Origin of the sequence: Pseudomonas sp. P1.31 (assembly GCF_001269815.1) — a bacterium.
Taxonomy (GTDB): Bacteria; Pseudomonadota; Gammaproteobacteria; order Pseudomonadales; family Pseudomonadaceae; genus Aquipseudomonas; species Aquipseudomonas rustica.
The window spans coordinates 151,052-168,617 of the sequence record NZ_LHVN01000036.1; the positions used below are offsets into that span (position 1 = coordinate 151,052).

The 17,566-nt window shown below is 59.6% G+C and carries 16 protein-coding genes; 11 read left to right on the forward strand and 5 right to left on the reverse strand.

All coding sequences use genetic code 11. The features are described 5' to 3' along the window. Positions 1-24: 24 nt before the first annotated feature. Positions 25-1,104, forward strand: coding sequence for an endonuclease/exonuclease/phosphatase family protein (locus tag AD669_RS23410; protein WP_053124099.1), 1,080 nt, complete (start codon positions 25-27; stop codon positions 1,102-1,104). A gap of 98 nt (positions 1,105-1,202) precedes the next feature. Here AD669_RS23410 and AD669_RS23415 read toward each other — a convergent pair whose 3' ends face one another. The 4 genes from AD669_RS23415 to AD669_RS23430 form a co-directional block, all read right to left on the reverse strand. Further along, a complete protein-coding gene (locus AD669_RS23415; RefSeq protein WP_034153794.1) occupies positions 1,203-2,039 on the reverse strand; it encodes an ABC transporter ATP-binding protein in 837 nt (278 codons plus the stop codon). Beyond that, positions 2,027-2,830, reverse strand: coding sequence for an ABC transporter permease (locus tag AD669_RS23420; RefSeq protein ID WP_008081110.1), 804 nt, complete (start codon positions 2,828-2,830; stop codon positions 2,027-2,029). The genes AD669_RS23415 and AD669_RS23420 overlap by 13 nt, the downstream gene beginning before the upstream one ends. A 10-nt stretch (positions 2,831-2,840) precedes the next feature. Then, positions 2,841-3,827: an ABC transporter substrate-binding protein gene (locus tag AD669_RS23425; RefSeq protein WP_053124101.1), complete on the reverse strand. Its 987-nt coding sequence runs from the start codon at positions 3,825-3,827 to the stop codon at positions 2,841-2,843. 351 nt (positions 3,828-4,178) lie between these two features. Beyond that, positions 4,179-5,669, reverse strand: a complete 1,491-nt coding sequence (locus AD669_RS23430) for an aldehyde dehydrogenase (RefSeq protein WP_053124102.1) — start codon at positions 5,667-5,669, stop codon at positions 4,179-4,181. Positions 5,670-5,890: 221 nt separating this feature from the next. Here AD669_RS23430 and AD669_RS23435 point away from each other — a divergent pair, with 221 nt between their 5' ends. Next, entirely contained in the window at positions 5,891-6,805 is a 915-nt protein-coding gene (locus tag AD669_RS23435; protein WP_053124104.1) for a LysR family transcriptional regulator, read from the forward strand. 21 nt (positions 6,806-6,826) lie between these two features. Here AD669_RS23435 and AD669_RS23440 read toward each other — a convergent pair whose 3' ends face one another. Continuing rightward, on the reverse strand, positions 6,827-7,282 hold the full coding sequence (locus AD669_RS23440) for a helix-turn-helix domain-containing protein (protein ID WP_053124106.1): 456 nt from the start codon (positions 7,280-7,282) through the stop codon (positions 6,827-6,829). A gap of 149 nt (positions 7,283-7,431) precedes the next feature. Between AD669_RS23440 and AD669_RS23445 the strand changes: the two genes are divergently transcribed. The 9 genes from AD669_RS23445 to AD669_RS23485 all read left to right on the forward strand — a co-directional run bounded on the left by AD669_RS23445 (position 7,432) and on the right by AD669_RS23485 (position 17,548). Continuing rightward, a complete protein-coding gene (locus AD669_RS23445) occupies positions 7,432-8,694 on the forward strand; it encodes an MFS transporter (RefSeq protein ID WP_053124107.1) in 1,263 nt (420 codons plus the stop codon). Between the two features lie 94 nt (positions 8,695-8,788). Continuing rightward, a complete protein-coding gene (locus AD669_RS23450; protein ID WP_053124109.1) occupies positions 8,789-9,085 on the forward strand; it encodes a 2Fe-2S iron-sulfur cluster-binding protein in 297 nt (98 codons plus the stop codon). A gap of 88 nt (positions 9,086-9,173) precedes the next feature. Further along, positions 9,174-9,926 carry a hypothetical protein gene (locus tag AD669_RS23455; RefSeq protein WP_053124111.1) on the forward strand — a complete coding sequence of 251 codons (753 nt, stop codon included), beginning with the start codon at positions 9,174-9,176 and terminating at the stop codon, positions 9,924-9,926. Positions 9,927-9,941: 15 nt separating this feature from the next. Next, positions 9,942-11,294 carry an acetyl-CoA carboxylase biotin carboxylase subunit family protein gene (locus AD669_RS23460; RefSeq protein ID WP_053124113.1) on the forward strand — a complete coding sequence of 451 codons (1,353 nt, stop codon included), beginning with the start codon at positions 9,942-9,944 and terminating at the stop codon, positions 11,292-11,294. Positions 11,295-11,353: 59 nt separating this feature from the next. Further along, positions 11,354-12,685 (forward strand): acetyl-CoA carboxylase biotin carboxylase subunit family protein, encoded by a 1,332-nt coding sequence (locus AD669_RS23465; RefSeq protein ID WP_053124116.1) that lies wholly within the window; start codon positions 11,354-11,356, stop codon positions 12,683-12,685. Between the two features lie 31 nt (positions 12,686-12,716). Then, on the forward strand, positions 12,717-13,946 hold the full coding sequence (locus AD669_RS23470; protein ID WP_053124118.1) for an acetyl-CoA carboxylase biotin carboxylase subunit family protein: 1,230 nt from the start codon (positions 12,717-12,719) through the stop codon (positions 13,944-13,946). A 31-nt stretch (positions 13,947-13,977) separates the two neighbouring features. Next, positions 13,978-14,874, forward strand: a complete 897-nt coding sequence (locus AD669_RS23475) for an EamA family transporter (protein WP_053124120.1) — start codon at positions 13,978-13,980, stop codon at positions 14,872-14,874. Positions 14,875-14,954: 80 nt separating this feature from the next. After that, complete coding sequence (locus tag AD669_RS23480) at positions 14,955-16,241, forward strand: aminotransferase class V-fold PLP-dependent enzyme (RefSeq protein ID WP_082341491.1); 1,287 nt, start codon at positions 14,955-14,957, stop codon at positions 16,239-16,241. A gap of 113 nt (positions 16,242-16,354) precedes the next feature. Then, complete coding sequence (locus tag AD669_RS23485) at positions 16,355-17,548, forward strand: hypothetical protein (RefSeq protein ID WP_053124121.1); 1,194 nt, start codon at positions 16,355-16,357, stop codon at positions 17,546-17,548. The last annotated feature ends 18 nt before the right edge of the window (positions 17,549-17,566 follow it).

Below are 17,566 nucleotides of genomic sequence, written 5' to 3' on the forward strand. Positions count from 1 at the left end.
TTCTGTAACGCTATAAGCCGAGCCATGACCCGCCTACTGCGCTACACCGTTGCGCTTGCCCTGCTCGCCCTCGTCCTGATCGGCGGGCTGATCTACAGCCTGACCTGGCGCCCCGACGCCCGCGAAACCTTGCCGGTCAGTTGCACCGGAACGCCGCCGACGCTGGTGCCGGGCCAAGCCTTGAAGGTCATGACCTGGAACGTGCAATACCTGGCCGGCAAGCGTTACGTGTTCTGGAATGATCTGGCGCAAGGCAATGATGAAGCGCCGACCACGGAAGACATGGCCTTCAGCCTCGACGAAGTGGCGCGGGTGATTCGCGACGAGCAACCCGATGTGGTGCTGTTGCAGGAACTCGATGACGGCGCCAAGGCCAGCGACTATCAGAACCAGCTCAAGCTGTTGCAGGAGCGCGTCGCCGACCTGTACCCGTGCAGCGCCCATGCCTTTGACTGGAAGGCCGATTTCGTCCCCGATCCGCACATCTTTGGCAGCGTTGGCCGGCAACTGGCGACCCTGAGCCGCTACCGCATCGAACACGCCGAACGCCTGCAACTGCCAGTGGCCCCGGCCAACTTCATCAGCCGTCAGTTTCAACCGAAAGATGCCTTGCTCGCGACCAAACTGCCGCTCAGCGATGGCGGGCAACTGACGGTATTCAATACCCATCTGGAACGCGCCAGCCAACCGGACGAAACCTTGCAGGCGCAGGTGACAGCGATGACCAAGGTGCTCGACAAGTACGAAAGTCAGGGTTTGCCGTGGGTCATCGGCGGCGACTTCAATCTGTTGCCGCTCGGACAATACCGGCGCCTGCCCGCCGAGCAACGCACGCCCTACTCCGCCGACAGCGAACTGCATCTGCTGTGGGACAAGTACCCGATGATCCCGAACAACAACGAAGCCAGCGGCATCGACCGCGCGCAGTGGCTGACCCACTACCCCAACGACCCTGGCCTCAGAGGCCCGGATCGCACGGTCGATTACCTGTTCTACAGCCCGAAAATCAAACGGGTGGAAGCGACGGTGCGGCAGGACGATACGTTGCGCATCTCCGATCACCTGCCAGTGATTGCGCGCTTCCTGCTCCCCGCCACTCCATAACCAACACATTCCCGTGTAGGAGCTGCCGCAGGCTGCGATCTTTTGATCTTCAAAAACAACATCAAAAGATCGCAGCCTGCGGCAGCTCCTACAGGGAGTCAGTGGACTTCTTCGAGGTCGTCATGCAGCAACCCGAAGATCTGCCGTTTCATGTCGATAAACGAGCGCTCCATCACCATGTCCAGTGAACGCGGGCGTTCGATCGGCACGTCGAGAATCTGTTTGATCCGCCCCGGTTTCGCGCCCATCACATAGACCCGATCCCCCAGCAAAATCGCTTCGTCGATGTCATGGGTGACGAACAACACAGTCTTCTTGCTGTTGCCCCAGACCCGCAGCAACAACTGCTGCATCTGCAAACGCGTCTGGCTGTCCAGCGCACCAAACGGTTCATCCATCAACAGAATCTGCGGATCATTGGCCAGTGCACGGGCAATCGCCACGCGCTGCATCATCCCGCCTGACAGCTGTTTGGCGTAGTTGTCGGCGAACCCGGCGAGACCGACTTCGTTGACGTAGTAATCAACAATCTCCTTGCGCCGCGCCGCCGGCATGCCGCGACGCTTCAACCCGAACTCGACGTTCTGCCGCACCGTCAGCCACGGGAACAGCGTGTAACTCTGAAAGACCATGCCGCGATCGGCGCCCGGCCCCTGCACTTGCTGGCCGCCAACATAGATTTCGCCGGAGGTCGGTTCGGCCAGGCCTGCGGTCAAATACAGCAGGCTGGATTTACCGCAACCCGATGGCCCGACCAGCACCGCAAACTGCTGATCCGGCACTTCGAACGAGACCTCTTCCAGCGCGGTAAATGTGCCGCCGTCGGGCTTCTTGTAACGCAGGCTGACCTTGTCCACCTGCAAACGCGGCGCGGCTTGCGCAGGGGTGGCAACGGGTTCGATAAAACGATGATTGGCAGCAGTCACTGAGCCCATGCGGCAACCCTCAGTCGGAGAAAACGGAACAGTTGATCGGTGACCAGACCGAGCAGGCCAATGATCGCGATGGCGAGGAAAATCACGTCCACCTGAAAACCGCGCATGGCTTTCAGGCTCAGGTAACCCAAACCGCTGGACGCGGCGACCAGTTCCGCCACCACCAGATACGTCCAGGCCCAGCCCATGGTTACGCGCAAAGTGTCGAGCACGCCCGGCACCGAGGCCGGCGCGATCACATGCAACACCGCATCGCGGCGGCTGGAGCCCAAGGTGTAGGACGCGTTGATCAGATCCTTGGAAATGCCCTTCGACACATCAGCGATCATCACCAGTTGCTGAAAGAACACGCCGAAGATAATCACCGAAACCCGCTGCTCCAGACCGATGCCGATCCACAAAATAAACAGCGGCACGAACGAGGTCACCGGCAGGTAACGAATGAAGTTCACCAGCGGCTCAAGGAATGCCTGGACGATGCGGAAGCTGCCCATCAGCAACCCCAACGGCACCGCCACCAACGACGATACGATGAAGCCGACCATCACCACTTCGACACTCGCCCACACATGTGTGCCGAGCGTGCCATCGCGGCTCAGGCGCACGGCGGCTTCAACCACCGCGCCCGGTGTCGGCAAAAACATTCCCGGCACGATGCCGCCATAAGAAAGTCCGGCCCATAGACCGACCAACAACACCCAGGCCAGAGCGCTGGCGCTCCACACCACTTGCACCGGCAATGCGGTTTTCGGCGTGAGGCTGCGGCTCAGCCACGAATTGCGCTTGAACATTGCAGGCCTCCTAGAGCGGGGTGACGAAGCGGTTGTCGACCAGCTCGTCGTTGCTGACGTTGTACGGTTTACCCTGCAATTCGCTGGCGGTTTCGTTGGCCAGTTTGATCAGCGCGGCGCTGTCGCCCGGTTTGCCCGGTGAGCCGAGCAGTTTCTCGCTCATCGCCTGATCGTAGAAACGCACGCCTTGCGCAGCGGCGGCCAGTTCCTTCGGATCGGAGAGGTAACCGCCGACGCCTTTGGCCATGATTTTGTACGCGTCTTCCGGATGATCCTTGGTGTATTGCACGGCTTTGTACAAACCGGCGACCAGCGCCTTGACGTCTTCCGGTTGCTTCTCGATGACGCTGCAATTGAGCGCGACCACATCGACGATCACGCCGGGGGTGCTGCTGCTGTCGATCAGCACTTTGCCTTGCTGTTTGTCGCGCACCATCGACAGGTGCGGTTCCCAGGTCACGGCGGCGGGCACTCGACCGGCGATGAACGCGGTGGCGGCATCGTCAGCGGTCATGTTCTGCACGGTGATGTCGCTCATGCTCATGCCGTTCTTTTTCAGCAAGTACGAGAGCCAGAACTGCGAAGTCGAACCTTCGTTGACCGCCACGGATTTGCCCTTGAGTTCTTGCAGGCTCTTCACGTCTTTGCCGACCAGCACGCCGTCGCCGCCATGGCTGTCATCCAGCGCCGCGACCGCTTTGAAGCAAAACTGCGGACGGTACTTGAGCACTTCATCGATGGTCGACGCCGAACCGGACAATTGCCCGGACGCTTGCGCGGCCATGTACATCGACGCCTCTTCGACCACTGGCAATTCGACGGTCAAACCGTTTTCCTTGAAGTAGCCCAGATCCTGAGCCAGATAGAGCGTGCCGTAGCCGACCCACGTGGTATGGCCGATGGACAGGGTGCCGGCCTGCGCGCTGGTTGCGACCGTAGCGGCAAGGGCGGTGATTGCCAGAGGGTGAGTGAGACGGAGACACAAGGACTTGATCATGGAGCACTCCCGACGCTGTTGATTTAGTTTTGTCATGGGCAGTACGGTCGCCGGCCGTTGTGCAGTTGCTGCCGTTGGTCTCTCGCGGACGCTTGGGCGGACAACATTCGGCTGGCGGGCAAGATCGATGGTGGCCCATGTGCGCGGAGAGGAAAATCAGGAAATTGTTGGCTGCAAATGATGAAAAAACTGGGTAGTGCGCACTGTGAAAGAGCAGCGCGAACCAGAGTGGTGCAAGCGTCTGAAATGCAAAAGATCGCAGCCTTCGGCAGCTCCTACGGGGTTCGTGTGAACACCACTAAACCTGTAGGAGCTGCCGAAGGCTGCGATCTTTTCTCAAGGCAGCAACAATCAGCGCAACTGAAACCAGGTGGTTTTCAGTTGGGTGTACTTATCGAAGGAATGCAGCGACAAATCGCGACCAAACCCCGACTGTTTACCGCCGCCAAACGGCACCGTCACATCCAGCGCATCAACGGTGTTCACCGACACCGTACCCGCGCGCAACTGCCGCGCCACGCGATGTGCGCGGTTGAGGTCATCCGTCCACAACGAAGCCGCCAGACCGTAAACACTGTCATTGGCCAAGCGCAGCGCCTCTTCCTCAGTGTCAAACGGCACCACCGCCAACACCGGGCCAAATACCTCTTCACGAAACAGCGGCATATCCGCCGTCACACCGGTAAAAATCGTCGGTTCAATAAAATTGTCCGACCCGTTAAACCGCCGCTGCTGCCCGCCACAAATCCGCGTCGCCCCAGACTCCTCGGCACTGCGAATAAAACCCATGATGCTCGCCGTTTGCTTGCTATCGACAATCGCCCCCGCGCTGCTCTGCGGATCCAGCGGATCGCCCGGCAACCAGCGTTCAGCCTGCGCTTTCAGCCGCTCAACAAACTCATCATGAATCGAACGCTCCACCAGCAACCGCGAGTTGGCCGAGCAGACTTCGCCCTGATTGAAGAAGATCCCGAACGCGGCTTTTTCCGCCGCCAGATCGAGATCCTGGCAATCGGCGAACACCAGATTGGCGCTCTTGCCGCCGCACTCCAGCCACACCTGCTTGAGGTTCGACTGCGCGGAATATTCCATGAAATATTTGCCGACCTGGGTCGAGCCGGTGAACACCAGACAATCGACATCCGCGTGCAAACCCAACGCCTTGCCCGTCTGCTCGCCGAGCCCCGGTAACACGTTGAGCACACCCGCCGGCAACCCTGCTTCCAGCGCCAGTTCGGCAAGGCGCAACGCCGAAAACGGCGACTGCTCCGCCGGTTTTAAGATCACCGAATTACCCGCTGCCAACGCCGGGGCGAGTTTCCACGCGGCCATGTCCAACGGGAAATTCCACGGCACTACCGCCGCAACCACACCGAGCGCTTCGCGAGTAATCGTCGCCAATACATTCGGCGCACTGGGCGCGACTTGGTCGTAGAGCTTGTCGATGGCTTCGGCGTACCAACGGAACACCCCGGCGGCGCCCGGCACGTCGATGTTGTAGGCATCCATCACCGATTTGCCCATGTTCAGCGAATCGAGCAAGGCCAGTTCTTCGCGATGGCTCATCAGCAAATCCGCCAAGCGCAGCAACACTTGCTTGCGCTCGGCGGGCGGGCGTTGCGACCAGGTGCCCGCCTCAAACACTTGCCGCGCATTGCGCACGGCCGCATCGACATCTGCCTCGCCACACGCAGCGACATTCGCAAGGCACTGCCCGGTCGCCGGATTGATTGCGGCGAAGGTCTGCCCCGACTGCGCGGCGCAATGTTGGCCGTCGATCACGGCTTGATCGGGAAATTTCAACGCAACGGCACGGCGCTGCCACTCTGCAAGCTCGAACACGACGGATGCTCCTGAGACGTTATTGTGAATCGATGGTCGCTCAGGCCCGCGCGGGCTAAAAATAGTAAAAATATCTTCGCAGGCAATAAAAACACTGGGCAATGACTTCCCCCAATCGCTGCGCAGGTGGCTATGGTTGAAGGATAAAAACATCGTCGCGCAACGGACGTGGCGGCGCACAAATTGCTTTGAAGTCGAGTCCGCTCGTCCTGAGGTTTGCCGTGGCCGCCTACAATTTGCGTCAGTTGAAATATTTCATCACCACCGTCGAATGCGGCAGCGTTGCCGAAGCCTCGCGCAAGCTGTACATCGCGCAACCGGCGATTTCCACCGCGATCAAAGGTCTGGAAGACAGCTTCGGCGTGCAACTGCTGATCCGTCATCACGCCCAAGGCGTGTCACTGACGCCCAGCGGCGCGCGTTTTTTCCGCAAGGCACAAGAACTGCTGCGCATGGCCAAGGAGTTCGAGCAGAACGCACTGGCCGACAACGACATTGTCGCGGGACAAATCGATATCGGCTGCTTCGAAACCGTCGCGCCGCTCTACCTGCCGCAATTGATCGCCGGGTTTTCCTCACTGTATCCCGGAGTGAAAATCCGCATTCGTGATGGTGAGCAGCAAGAGCTGGTGCAAGGTCTGACCGCCGGTGCGTTTGATCTGGCCATCCTCTACGAACACGACCTCGATGCAACTATTCAGACAGAGCCGTTGATGCCGGCGCAACGGCCTTACGCGCTGCTGCCCGCCGACCACCGCTTCGCCGAATACAAGCAGGTTTCGCTGAGAGATTTATGCCTGGAACCGATGATTTTGCTGGACGTACAACCGAGTCGAACCTACTTCGTCAGCCTGTTTGAAGAGTTGGGTCTGACGCCGCGCATCGAATTCAGCTCGCCGTCGATCGAGATGGTGCGCGGGATGGTCGGTCAGGGGTTTGGTTTTTCGATTCTGGTGACCAAACCTCACTCCGAATGCACCTACGATGGCAAGAAAGTGGTGTGCGTGGAGATTGCCGAGGACGTCACCGGGTCGGGTCTGGTGGCCGCGTGGCTCAAGCGTGGGCAACTGACTAAACCGGCGCAGTTGTTTGCCGATTATTGCCGCGAACACCTGACGGCCAAAGCCGCGGGCTGAAGCCCCAAGCCCGCGCAGACTTCAAGTGCGGCGCTTGACTACGCGACGGTGGCAATCCGCCGGGCTCAGCACCTTGCCCGCCCTGGAACGCACAGCAATGGTCTCGACCGGCTCCGCGTGATCATTGTCCAGAAGCACTGAATAGCTCTCGCCCTTGCTGAACAGGTAACGCTCCCCCCACTGACGCATGCTGATCACGATGGGAAACACCGCACGGCCCATCTCGGTCAGCACGTATTCCTTGTAGGCCGTGCCGTCGGAAGCGGGCTGGATGTCGAACACACCCAGCTCGACCAGCCTCTTGAGTTTCACCGTGAGGATGTTCTTCGCCAGGCCCAGACGCTTCTGGAATTCACTGAAGCGCCGCACATCATCAAACGCGTCACGGATGATCATCAACACCCAGCGATCGCCGATAGCCTCAAGCGTGCGGGCCACAGGACATTCGCTTTGTGCCAGTAGCTGCTGTCTGGCCATGTTTCTCCAATTTAAGGGAAGTGCGTTGCAAAAGAGTTCTAACGTCAGACAAAAATATTTTGAAAAACTAGTTGTAGATTAAAACCAGTTTTGCTAAAAATCAACGCATCGGTTTCGTTTAGAAACCAGTTATTCCCAAGGATGGAATGATGTCGCTGAACCCTCAAAAGCCTTCGAAGATGGACGTCGAAGCCGAAAACACGGGCGCCGGAGCCGCCGCTTGCGCGCCTTTACACAGTCCAGATCGTGCCGGTTTAAGTCGTTACCAGACATTTCTCTTCGCCATTACCTGCGCCATGGCCGTGGCCAACGTCTACTTCGCTCAACCGTTGCTGGAGTCGATGGCTGCCAGCCTTTCGGTCGCTCCGAGCACGATTGGTATCGTGGTCACAGCGACACAGGCTGGTTACGCAGTGGGTCTGTTGTTCATCGTGCCGCTGGGCGACTTGCTCAACCGAAAAGGCCTGATCCTCACGCAGATGTTGCTGAGTGCCGTGGCGCTGTGTGCGGTCGGGCTGGCTCAGGACTGGGGCATGCTGCTCGGCGCGATGGTGCTGGTCGGTTTGATGGCGGTTGTGGTGCAAGTGGTGGTCGCCTACACCGCGACTCTCGCCAGCCCGGATCAACGTGGTCAGGCCATCGGCACCGTGACCAGCGGTGTGGTGCTGGGCATTCTGCTCGCGCGCTTCGTTTCTGGCGCAGTAGCTGACCTCGCCGGCTGGCGCGGCGTCTACTTCGTGTCGGCGGCCTTGATGGTCGGCATGGCGCTGGTGCTGTATCGAACGATGCCGGCCTCGACCACGCCGCCCACCAAAGGCAGCTACTGGCGCCTGCTCGGCTCGGTGTTCCAGTTATATCTCAGCGAACCCACGCTGCGCGTCCGCGGCACGTTTGCTCTGCTGATCTTCGCCGCCTTCAGCGTGTTGTGGACCGCCATGGTCTTGCCACTGAGCGCGCCGCCATTGTCACTTTCACACACGCAGATCGGTCTGTTCGGTCTGGCCGGCGTGGCGGGTGCGCTGGCGGCGGCACGCGCCGGACGTCTGGCCGACCAGGGTCTGGGCAATCGCACCACCGGCATTGCCCTGGCACTGTTGACGCTGTCCTGGTTGCCGACTGCATTTGTTGAAAGCTCGTTGCTCGCCATGGTGGTCGGTGTGGTGCTGCTGGACTTCGCCGTGCAAGCGGTACACGTGACCAACCAGAGCCTGATTTTTGCCGCACGGCCCGACGCGCAAAGCCGTCTGGTGGGCGCCTATATGTGTTTCTACTCGGTGGGCAGTGGTGCCGGTGCAATTGCAGCCACTTACACCTATGCGCATTGGGGCTGGGTGGCTGTTTGTATATTAGGTGCAACTTTCAGCGGCATTGCTTTGCTCTACTGGATGTACCTCGAGCTGACCTCTCGATAACTTTTCCATCGCGACAAGTAACGTTCATAGCCGACACAGTCCGGCGTGAAACTGTGTGCCTGCCACACGAACTTTACTATTGATAGGGGCATGTATGGCGCTGCACACATTAACCATTAATGCGCACCAACTTGAATTTCAGTTACCGACTAACGCGCCCTTTACCGATATCGAATACGAAGCCGGCGGGAAGAATCTGATCCCGCTGGGCTGTCGGGTCGGGGCGTGCGGGGCCTGTCTGATCAAGGTGACGTCAGGTATCGAGGCGTTGAATCCTCGGGATGAAGATGAAGAAGCATTTATCGAAGTACTGGGTTACAGCGGTGAAGAATACCGCCTGGCATGCCAGTGCCTGCTGAGAGGTGAAGTGGCCATTGACATCATTGGCTGATGTAACGCTGTTGAAATCGTTGTGCAAGTAACACTGAAAGTTTGGTCATTGTTTAAACCGTTATCCATAAACTAAAAAGGACTTGATGATGCTTAACCGTGTAAAGAATGTTGGCTATGGTGATACCACCCCTTTCCTCAACGCTGCTGGCTCGGTCAATCTGCGCGCCGAGATCGACAAGATCATCGACGTGCAAGTCGAGCAGTGGTACGCCACCGTCCCCCAGGCCGCGCATCTGGAAGGCAAGGACGTTAACAGCGAGTACTACAAGCGTCACTTGATCGAAACCGCATGGCGCATCCGTCTGCTGCGCGTTGCCGAAGCCAAGGCACTGGTCGAAGTGGCCAAGGTCAGCCCTGCCGCCGCGCAGATCTGGGCGCACTACGAACAGGAAGAGATGCTCCATGACGAACTGTTCATCGATGACCTGAAGCGTGTCGGTGTCAGCCGCGAAGAGTTCCTCGCCACCGAACCGTACCTGTCGACGAAGCTGCTGGCCGGTTTCTTCTCCTACCTGCTCGACCATGAAGGCCCGCTCGGGGTAATCGCCTATTCCTACCTGGTTGAATACGTCAACGTGAAGCTTGAACCGCGCAAGCTCGAAGCACTCAAGGCATCGGTGGGCGAGACCAAGATTGTTGGCCAGGTGTCCCATTCGCATACCGACATCAACGATGACCACCCGGGTGAAGTCTGGGCAGCCCTGCGCTTCCTGATCAAAGGCGAGCAGGACATTGCCGCGCTGAAACGCTACCTCGAGGAGCACCAGAAAATCCTCGCGATGTACTTCAGCGAGCTGTACATCAACACCCTGGCCAAGCCGCAAGACAAGGCCGCTTAAGCCATGGAGCAGGCAATGAATTCGAACCAACCCGGTGTTTTGATCCTGAGCCACTGCGGCTTTTCTTTTCTCGAAGATCTGAAGGAGGAGCTGCAGCGCCGCCAGCTCCGGTGTTTCGTGCTGTCTTCATTGCCGCTTCCGGAACATGTACCGGCTCGCCTCGAACAGATTCACGCCTGGGCGGACCGGCTATACACCACTGACAACCATCAGTTGAAGCCGGGGGATGTGCAAAACGCACTGGAGGCCCTGCGCAAGTCGGGCGAACAGGTGACTTGCTGCATCAGCGTATGGGAAGGCTATCGCCACTTGATGGCCACAGCCAATGCGTCGCTCGGTACTTATGACATTGATCCGGGGCAGGCGCTGGCTCTGCGCAACAAGCTCAACGTGCGTAACCGACTGGCTGAAGCGGGTCTGTCGCAAGCCAACGCATTTGCGCTGACGGCTGCGGTGCTGGAAACCTTGCAGGCACAGGATCAGCGGTATTTCATCAAACCAATTTACGGTATTGCTTCCTACGCAGCATTTGCGCTGCGCCAGGACACCACTTGGGATGCACTGGAGGCGCTGCGTCTGGCCTCTGCCGAGGACACGGTGTACGCCTCGGCATTCAACGATGGGCTGACATTCATGGCGGAGAACTACATTCCCGGCCACGAGTTCAGCTTCGAGACTCTGTTAGTGGATGGTCAGGTGCACGTCGTGGCCATCCATGAAAAACACGAAGTCACCGAGACCGCCGAAACGGTACTTGAAGACAGCTGCACCACGCCCCCTGCCAGCCTTGACCAGGCACAGATCGCTGCCGGCCTGGATTGGCTGAAACAGGTACTCGATTGCATGCAACTGAAATGGGGCTGCTATCACATCGAAGCCCGTTTCACTGGCAAGCACTGGGATCTGATCGAAATCAATCCACGCGTGGGTGGCAGCCTGATCTCGCACAGTGTCGCGGCGGTGACGAACGGCCACAGCATGCTTTCGCTGTGGCTGGATCTGCTGCTGGCCAGTCAGGACGAGAGCCAGCCACGCGAGGCACTGCTCCAACATCTGGCGGCGTTTGAATGGCAGGCCGATGGCAGCTGCGAGCAAACCCTGGCGACCTTCTTTCGGGTGTACTTCGCTCACCCGGGAACCCTGAGTTCAGTGACGCTCAACGCGTTACCGCTGGATCCGGTGGTGCAGCACATCCTGCTGAAAGCCGGCGATGTGATTCCGGCCCATGCGCGTGAAGTGTTTCTGGGGCAATTGTTGTGGACGTTCAAGCGCGCTGATCGCGTCGCCGAACTGCAACGCCTGGCGCACATTTCCGCCACTGCGCTGGATATCCGCTACGAGGCCGATAGCGCCCTAGAACATCGCTGAGCAATCGCCTGGAACATCACCGCTGTCGATGCCACACCCCATGGATGAGGAAGAACAACATGTCGCTGCGAGCGCCTGTATTGCTGATTGTGGACTACAACCTGAGCCGGATCGCCGACGTCCGCCACCTGCGTGACCATGCGCGCCAACAATGGGGCGCACAGACCTGGCTCGTCAGGGCCAACCCACAGGCCCACGATCAAGGCATCAGCGACCGGGTGATCGATGCCGATCCTCTGGCCGCCGATTTCGTCAACCTCGTATTGAATCAATTGGGCGATGACGCTGCGCGGGTCAGCGCCGGCATCGTCTTTTCCGACAACGCGGTGGCCAGTGGTGCCGGGCTGCTCGAGCGTCTCGGCCTGGCGGTGGACTGTGCGCGCCTGGCACTCGGCGCGTTCGACAAACTGGCATACCGCATCGCCGAAAATCGCCTGCGCCCGGCGCTGAACCAGTTGGGTGTGAACCTGCCGGATTTCGCACAGATCGGCTGCATCGACGATGTGCGTCATTTTGCCGGCCGCCAGGAGCGCGGCTTCGTCATCAAGCCTGCGTGCGAAGGCAACAATCGCGGGGTCGTGATGGTCGCGCCGGGCGGTGATTGCGAGCAGGCGTTTGCCGAAGTCGCCCCCTATCTGCACGGCGGTGTGTTGGCCGAAGCGTTCATCTCGTTCACCCGTGAATACTCATACGATGGCCTCGGCAAGCTGTGGTTCATCACCGAGAAAGTCAGCGCCACCGGCCGCTATCCGGTCGAAGTCGCACAGATCCTGCCAGCGCGTCTGAGCGAGCAGGAACGGCTGGCGATTCACGTCGCGGGCGAGCAGGTCAACCGTTTGGTCGGCCAGCGTATCGGCCCGTTTCATAACGAGATCAAGCTCAGCGACGACGGCAAGAACACTGCGGTGATTGAACCGAACCGACGCCCAGGGGGAATGAAAATCTGGACGCTGGCGCAAGCCGTGTACGGGCTTGACCTGTATGCGGCCTGGGTCGATTCGGTGTTTGCCGGACAAGTTGCAGACCAGCTGCCTGCCGCTACCTGCAGTGCCGCCACGGTGATGTTCGGGGTGCCGCGCGACGTCACGCTCGAAGTCGCTGAACTCGGTGACCTGGCAGGCCTGATCGCTGAAACGCTGGCGCTGGCGGCAGAGACCCTGAACCTGGCGCGCGCCGACATTGCCCTGCTCGAGAGCGCGTGGGTGGCCGGCGAGTCGCGGCTGATCCATGCGACACCGCGTGACAACAGCGACTTCGTCGCTCATGCCTGTGTCGCGCTGCACAACCCGTCTGTGGACATCCGTGATCTGGTGCGAGTCCTGCGCGAGCAGTGGCTGCAGGTGCTTGATCGCTCTCTGAGCGTCGAGCTGCTGTTCAAAGTGGCGTCCTGACTTCCGTCTATAACGTTTCGAGAGTACGCGCATGAAAATTCTGATTCTGCATCGAGTGCCCTATCCGCGCATCGAGTACCACCGTGGCATCGATCATGATCTGCACGAGGTCACCTATCTGGGCAAACAGTCGGCGATCGATACGCTGCCACCGCAACTGCGCTGCACCCGGATCGTCCGGCCGGGGCTGGCCAGCGCCTACGATGAAGCCATGGCATTGCTTGCGAATGATCTGCAACGTTTTGAGCGGATCATCTCGATGTCCGAATACGAACTGCTCGACGCCGCACGCCTGCGCGAAGCATTGAATGTCGAAGGCGCATCGCTGGCGGCGGTCAATCTGGCACGCAACAAGCTCGACATGAAGGCCGCCGTGCAGGCGCGCAAATTGCGCGTGCCAAGCTTCATGTCGCTGGAACGCTATCTGGCATTGCAGGGCCACGTGCCATGGCGCGGGGCGACCGTGCTCAAGCCGCACAGTGGCGCGTCGAGTCTTGATGTCAGCATCCACCAGCAACCGGCCTGCGCCTTCGATGAAATTCGCCACAAGGTCAGCCAGCTGTCGTTGCGCATCGAAGAATTTCAGGTCGAAGAATTCATCAGCGGCCCGATCCGGCATTTTGACGGTCTGGTGCAGGACGGACAAATCCTCACCCTGCTCTCCAGTGAATACGTCGGCACCTGTCTGGACTACATGGAGCGTGGTCAGCCGTTGGGCTCTTGGCATCTTGAAACCACGGCGACCATGAAGGCGTGGGTCAGTGCTGCGCTGGCAGCGGTGCAGATTCGCAACGGTGCATTCCATCTTGAAGCCATCATGGAGGGTGATGAGCCGGTGTTTCTCGAGGTCGGCAACCGGGTCGGCGGCGCTGATGTCGTCGCGACCTACGAGTTGGCCACCGGCATTCATTTGCCGTCGCTGGAGCTGCGTATCCATATTGAAGGCGCACTCGATCTCGAACACCTGAACCTTCAGGCACCCGACCTGGGTTTTGGCTGGTTTGTGTTCCCCGGACACACGCTGTCCGAGCGCAACTACCAAGGCCTCAACGGCGCAGAAGAACTGCGCGCCAGTCCCGTCGTGGTGCAGTGGAACGAACTGCAGCCGGGCGCGCTGCTGCCGGAACACGTGACCTATTCGGCGTTCGAGGCACCGCTGGCCGGGATCGTCAAGACCGCCGACCCGCAACAGACCCGCGCCTGGATGCAAACGCTGTTTGCCCGAGTGAGCCTCGCCGAACACCTGACATCCGTCGCGTGACACCGCCCACCCTTATCAAGACGATTCTTTTATGAAACCACTGCACGTCGTATTGGCTGTACTGATCACGGCAATCTGGGGGGTTAATTTCTCGGTGATCAAACTGGGACTGGCCACCGTAGACCCGTTCATCCTCGCGGGGATTCGCTTCAGCCTTTGTGCGTTACCGGCGATCTTTTTCATCCGCAAACCGAATGTGCCGTGGCGCTACATCATCGGTTACGGACTGGTGTTCGGCATCGGTCTGTGGGGCATCGTCAACCTCGGTATCAAGGCCGGGCTGTCGGCGGGGATTGCTTCGCTGGTTCTGCAATTCAGCGCCTTCTTCACCATCCTCCTCGGTGGTTGGGTGTTCAAGGAAGCGCTGACGCGGTTTCAGGTGCTGGGCATGCTGATCGCGCTCGGCGGTTTGCTGTGCATCATCCTGATCAGCGATGGTTCGGTGAGTCTGCCCGGCGTGCTGCTGGTGCTGCTGGGTGCCGTGTCGTGGAGCATCGCCAATATCATCAACAAGAAGGCCAGCACCAAGGAGGTTTTTGCTTTCCTCGTCTGGTCCAGCGCCTTCGCGCCGATTCCGTTATTCGCCCTCGACTACGCGGTTAACGGCAGCGCCGGCTACACCACGTTCGTCAGTCAGGTTGATACGACCGCTGTGCTGTCGATCCTGTTTCAGGTTTACCCCAACACGCTATTCGCCTACTGGATCTGGAACTCGTTGCTCAAGACTTATCCGGTATCGACCGTCGCGCCGCTGTCGTTGCTGGTACCCATCTTCGGCATGCTCGGTTCAGTGCTGATCTTTCACGAAAGCGTACCGGCGAGCAAAGTCCTCGCGGTGATTCTGATCGTGCTCGGCCTGGCGGTCGGTCTCTATGGCCAGCGTATTTTCAATGCTATGTTTGCGCGTCCTGCGCGCAGTTCAATATGAATCGACAGGGAGTCCGTATGGGTCTGGGAAGACGTGAATTCGTGGGGGCCGCCGTGGGCGCGACCCTGGCTGGAGGCAGCATGATTGCAAGTGTGGCAAATGCACAGGCGAGCAATTCGCCTGTTCACAAAGACGCGGTAACACCCCTGAACCCCAACGATTGGGCTTCAGTGCGGGCGCAGTTCAACCTGTCGCCGGAGTTCGTGCACCTCTCCAACTTTTTCCTCGCCTCCAACCCGAAACCGGTGCGCGATGCGATGGCCCGCCACCGCCAGGCCTTCGATGAAAACCCGTACACCTACCTCGAAGACAACATGTTTGCCAAACCGGAGGACATGGTCTGGCGCAGGGTCTGTGCGGCAGCAGCCGAGTACACCGGCGGACGCCCTGAAGACATCGCCCTGACGACCAGCACCACCCAGGGTCTGGCGATGGTCTACAACGGTTTGAAACTCGCTGCGCACCAGGAAATTCTCACCACTCATCACGAGTGGTACACCCACGACGAGGCGATGCGCCTGGCGGTGGTCAAATGGGGCGGCAGTATTCGCCGGATCGATCTGTACGAAGGTCCCGAGGATGTCAGCACGGATTCCATCGTCACGCGCATTGAACAAGCCATCAAACCTGCCACCCGTATTCTTGCCATGACCTGGGTACATTCAGGCACTGGCGTGCGCTTGCCGGTGCGTGAGATCGGTACTCTGGTGGCGAGCATCAATCGTGATCGCGCCGAGGCCGACCGGATCATCTACGTGATCGACGGCGTGCACGGCTTCGGCTGTTCCGAGGCGCAAGTGGCGAGTCTGGGCTGCGACTTTTTCAGCGCGGGCACTCACAAGTGGATCTTGGGTCCGCACGGCACGGGGCTGGTCTGGGCCCGTGAAGGTCAGTGGGCACAAATCACACCGACCATTCCGACGATCATGGCCGCCGAACCGGCCAATGCCTGGCGCCAGCAACGGGATCCGCAGGGCCAGACGCAAGCGGCCTGGGTCAGCCCCGGTGGCTTCCTCGCGTTCGAAAACCAGTGGGCGATGATCGCCGCCTTCGAGTTCATTCAACAGATCGGCCGCAAGCGCATTGCCGAGCGCGTGTCTGAACTCAATGGCCAGCTCAAGGAAGGCCTGGCCAAGCTGCCCGCCGTTTACTTGCATACGCCACAGGCCGAGCAGTTCTCTGCCGGATTCGTCTGCTGTGATGTGAAGAATCGCGACCCCAGGGAGATCGTCGCGCGGCTCAAAGAGCAGAAGATCATCGCCAGCGCCACGCCCTACCGCCATTCGACGGTGCGCTTCTCCGCCGGGATCATCAACACGCCCGAAGACATCGACAAGACCCTCAAAGTCATGCGCTCGCTGGTCTGACACCCAGACCGAATCAACGTCTGCTTCATGCACTGGCTCACCGCCGGTGCAGTCGCGGGTGTCCGTTGTTTAATTGAACAATCGCCGCGTCTTCAAGGGCAAGGATCGATGACATGAATAAAAACCCCGCTGTCACTCATAGTGCCGCCAAAGAGCTGGCAATGTTCCTGTTCTGCTCGACGGTTTATCGGTTGTTTTCCGGGGCGTTGCTCGTCTCGTTGACGTGGACGATCCTCAACCAGAACGAGGGCGGATACTGGCCGCTGGCGCTAGCGATTTTCTGCTCGTTCATCCCCGCATTTATCACGCCGGCAATCATTAAACGCCTGGCGATTCGCATGAACGGCCGCCAGATGAGCAGTTGGTTTGTATTCGGGCTGACCGGCCTGGCGCTGGTTTCCGGTGTGTCGCGTGACTTCACTGTTGGTTTGCTGATCACCAATCTGTTCGTATGGCTGATGATCATGTCGCTCGAGGCCAGCCTGGACATGTGGTTCACCCAACTGCAACGGGGCATGGACGAAACCAGAGTGCGACGCATCAGCGGTGCAACCACTGCCACCAGTCAGGCGGCGCTGATGATCGGTCCATTGCTGGCGGCGGGATTGATGCCGATCCTGCCCGGGATGGGCTTTTCGCTGGTGCTCAGCGGCGGTTTTTTCATGGTCGCGGCGATTTGCTTCACCCGCGCCAGCCTGCCGACGGTGGTGACCGAAACAGACCAGGTCGTCGCACCGGCCAAACTGCCGCTGACGCTGTTTATTCCGATGGTCCTGATCTGGCCGATCCTCGGCGCATTCAACTTCATGCTGCCGGTGTATGTGTCGAACCATGGCTGGGCGCTGTTTGAGCTGGGCGTGCTGGATGCGGTATTCGGCATGGGGATGGCGCTGATCGGTGTGTTGGTGATCATCGCCAATACCGGGCGCAACCTGATGGCGTACTTGTCCGGCCTGATCGCACTGGCGGTGATTTCCACCTCGATGTGGCTGCTGATGCCAGACACGCTACTGCTCAAGGCGCTGAGCCTGTTGATTCTCGGTATGGCGTTCGGTGGCGCACGGGTGCACATCCGCGTGGCCATTGCCTGCCGCTACAGTGAAGCGGCCGTCGGTTTGTATGTCAGCCGGGCGAATGCTTTGGCCACGCCGGTGCTGCTGCTGATCCTCAGCCTGCAACTGGCAATGATCGAGAATGCCTGGCTGCTGCCGTTCTTGTTGGTGACCTTGAGCGTCGGGCTGTTATTGCAAACCTCGGCGACGCGCTTTGCCCAAGGCCATTCGCGCGGCGAGGTTGTCAGCGTCTGAAACCGGCGCGCCGCGCAG

Coding starts and splice junctions, on each gene's coding strand:
- AD669_RS23410 (WP_053124099.1), top strand. CDS start 25: ATGACCCGCCTACTGCGCTACACCGTTGCGCTTGCCCTGCTCGCCCTC.
- AD669_RS23415 (WP_034153794.1), bottom strand. CDS start 2,039: ATGGGCTCAGTGACTGCTGCCAATCATCGTTTTATCGAACCCGTTGCC.
- AD669_RS23420 (WP_008081110.1), bottom strand. CDS start 2,830: ATGTTCAAGCGCAATTCGTGGCTGAGCCGCAGCCTCACGCCGAAAACC.
- AD669_RS23425 (WP_053124101.1), bottom strand. CDS start 3,827: ATGATCAAGTCCTTGTGTCTCCGTCTCACTCACCCTCTGGCAATCACC.
- AD669_RS23440 (WP_053124106.1), bottom strand. CDS start 7,282: ATGGCCAGACAGCAGCTACTGGCACAAAGCGAATGTCCTGTGGCCCGC.
- AD669_RS23445 (WP_053124107.1), top strand. CDS start 7,432: ATGTCGCTGAACCCTCAAAAGCCTTCGAAGATGGACGTCGAAGCCGAA.
- AD669_RS23450 (WP_053124109.1), top strand. CDS start 8,789: ATGGCGCTGCACACATTAACCATTAATGCGCACCAACTTGAATTTCAG.
- AD669_RS23455 (WP_053124111.1), top strand. CDS start 9,174: ATGCTTAACCGTGTAAAGAATGTTGGCTATGGTGATACCACCCCTTTC.
- AD669_RS23460 (WP_053124113.1), top strand. CDS start 9,942: ATGAATTCGAACCAACCCGGTGTTTTGATCCTGAGCCACTGCGGCTTT.
- AD669_RS23465 (WP_053124116.1), top strand. CDS start 11,354: ATGTCGCTGCGAGCGCCTGTATTGCTGATTGTGGACTACAACCTGAGC.
- AD669_RS23470 (WP_053124118.1), top strand. CDS start 12,717: ATGAAAATTCTGATTCTGCATCGAGTGCCCTATCCGCGCATCGAGTAC.
- AD669_RS23475 (WP_053124120.1), top strand. CDS start 13,978: ATGAAACCACTGCACGTCGTATTGGCTGTACTGATCACGGCAATCTGG.
- AD669_RS23480 (WP_082341491.1), top strand. CDS start 14,955: ATGATTGCAAGTGTGGCAAATGCACAGGCGAGCAATTCGCCTGTTCAC.
- AD669_RS23485 (WP_053124121.1), top strand. CDS start 16,355: ATGAATAAAAACCCCGCTGTCACTCATAGTGCCGCCAAAGAGCTGGCA.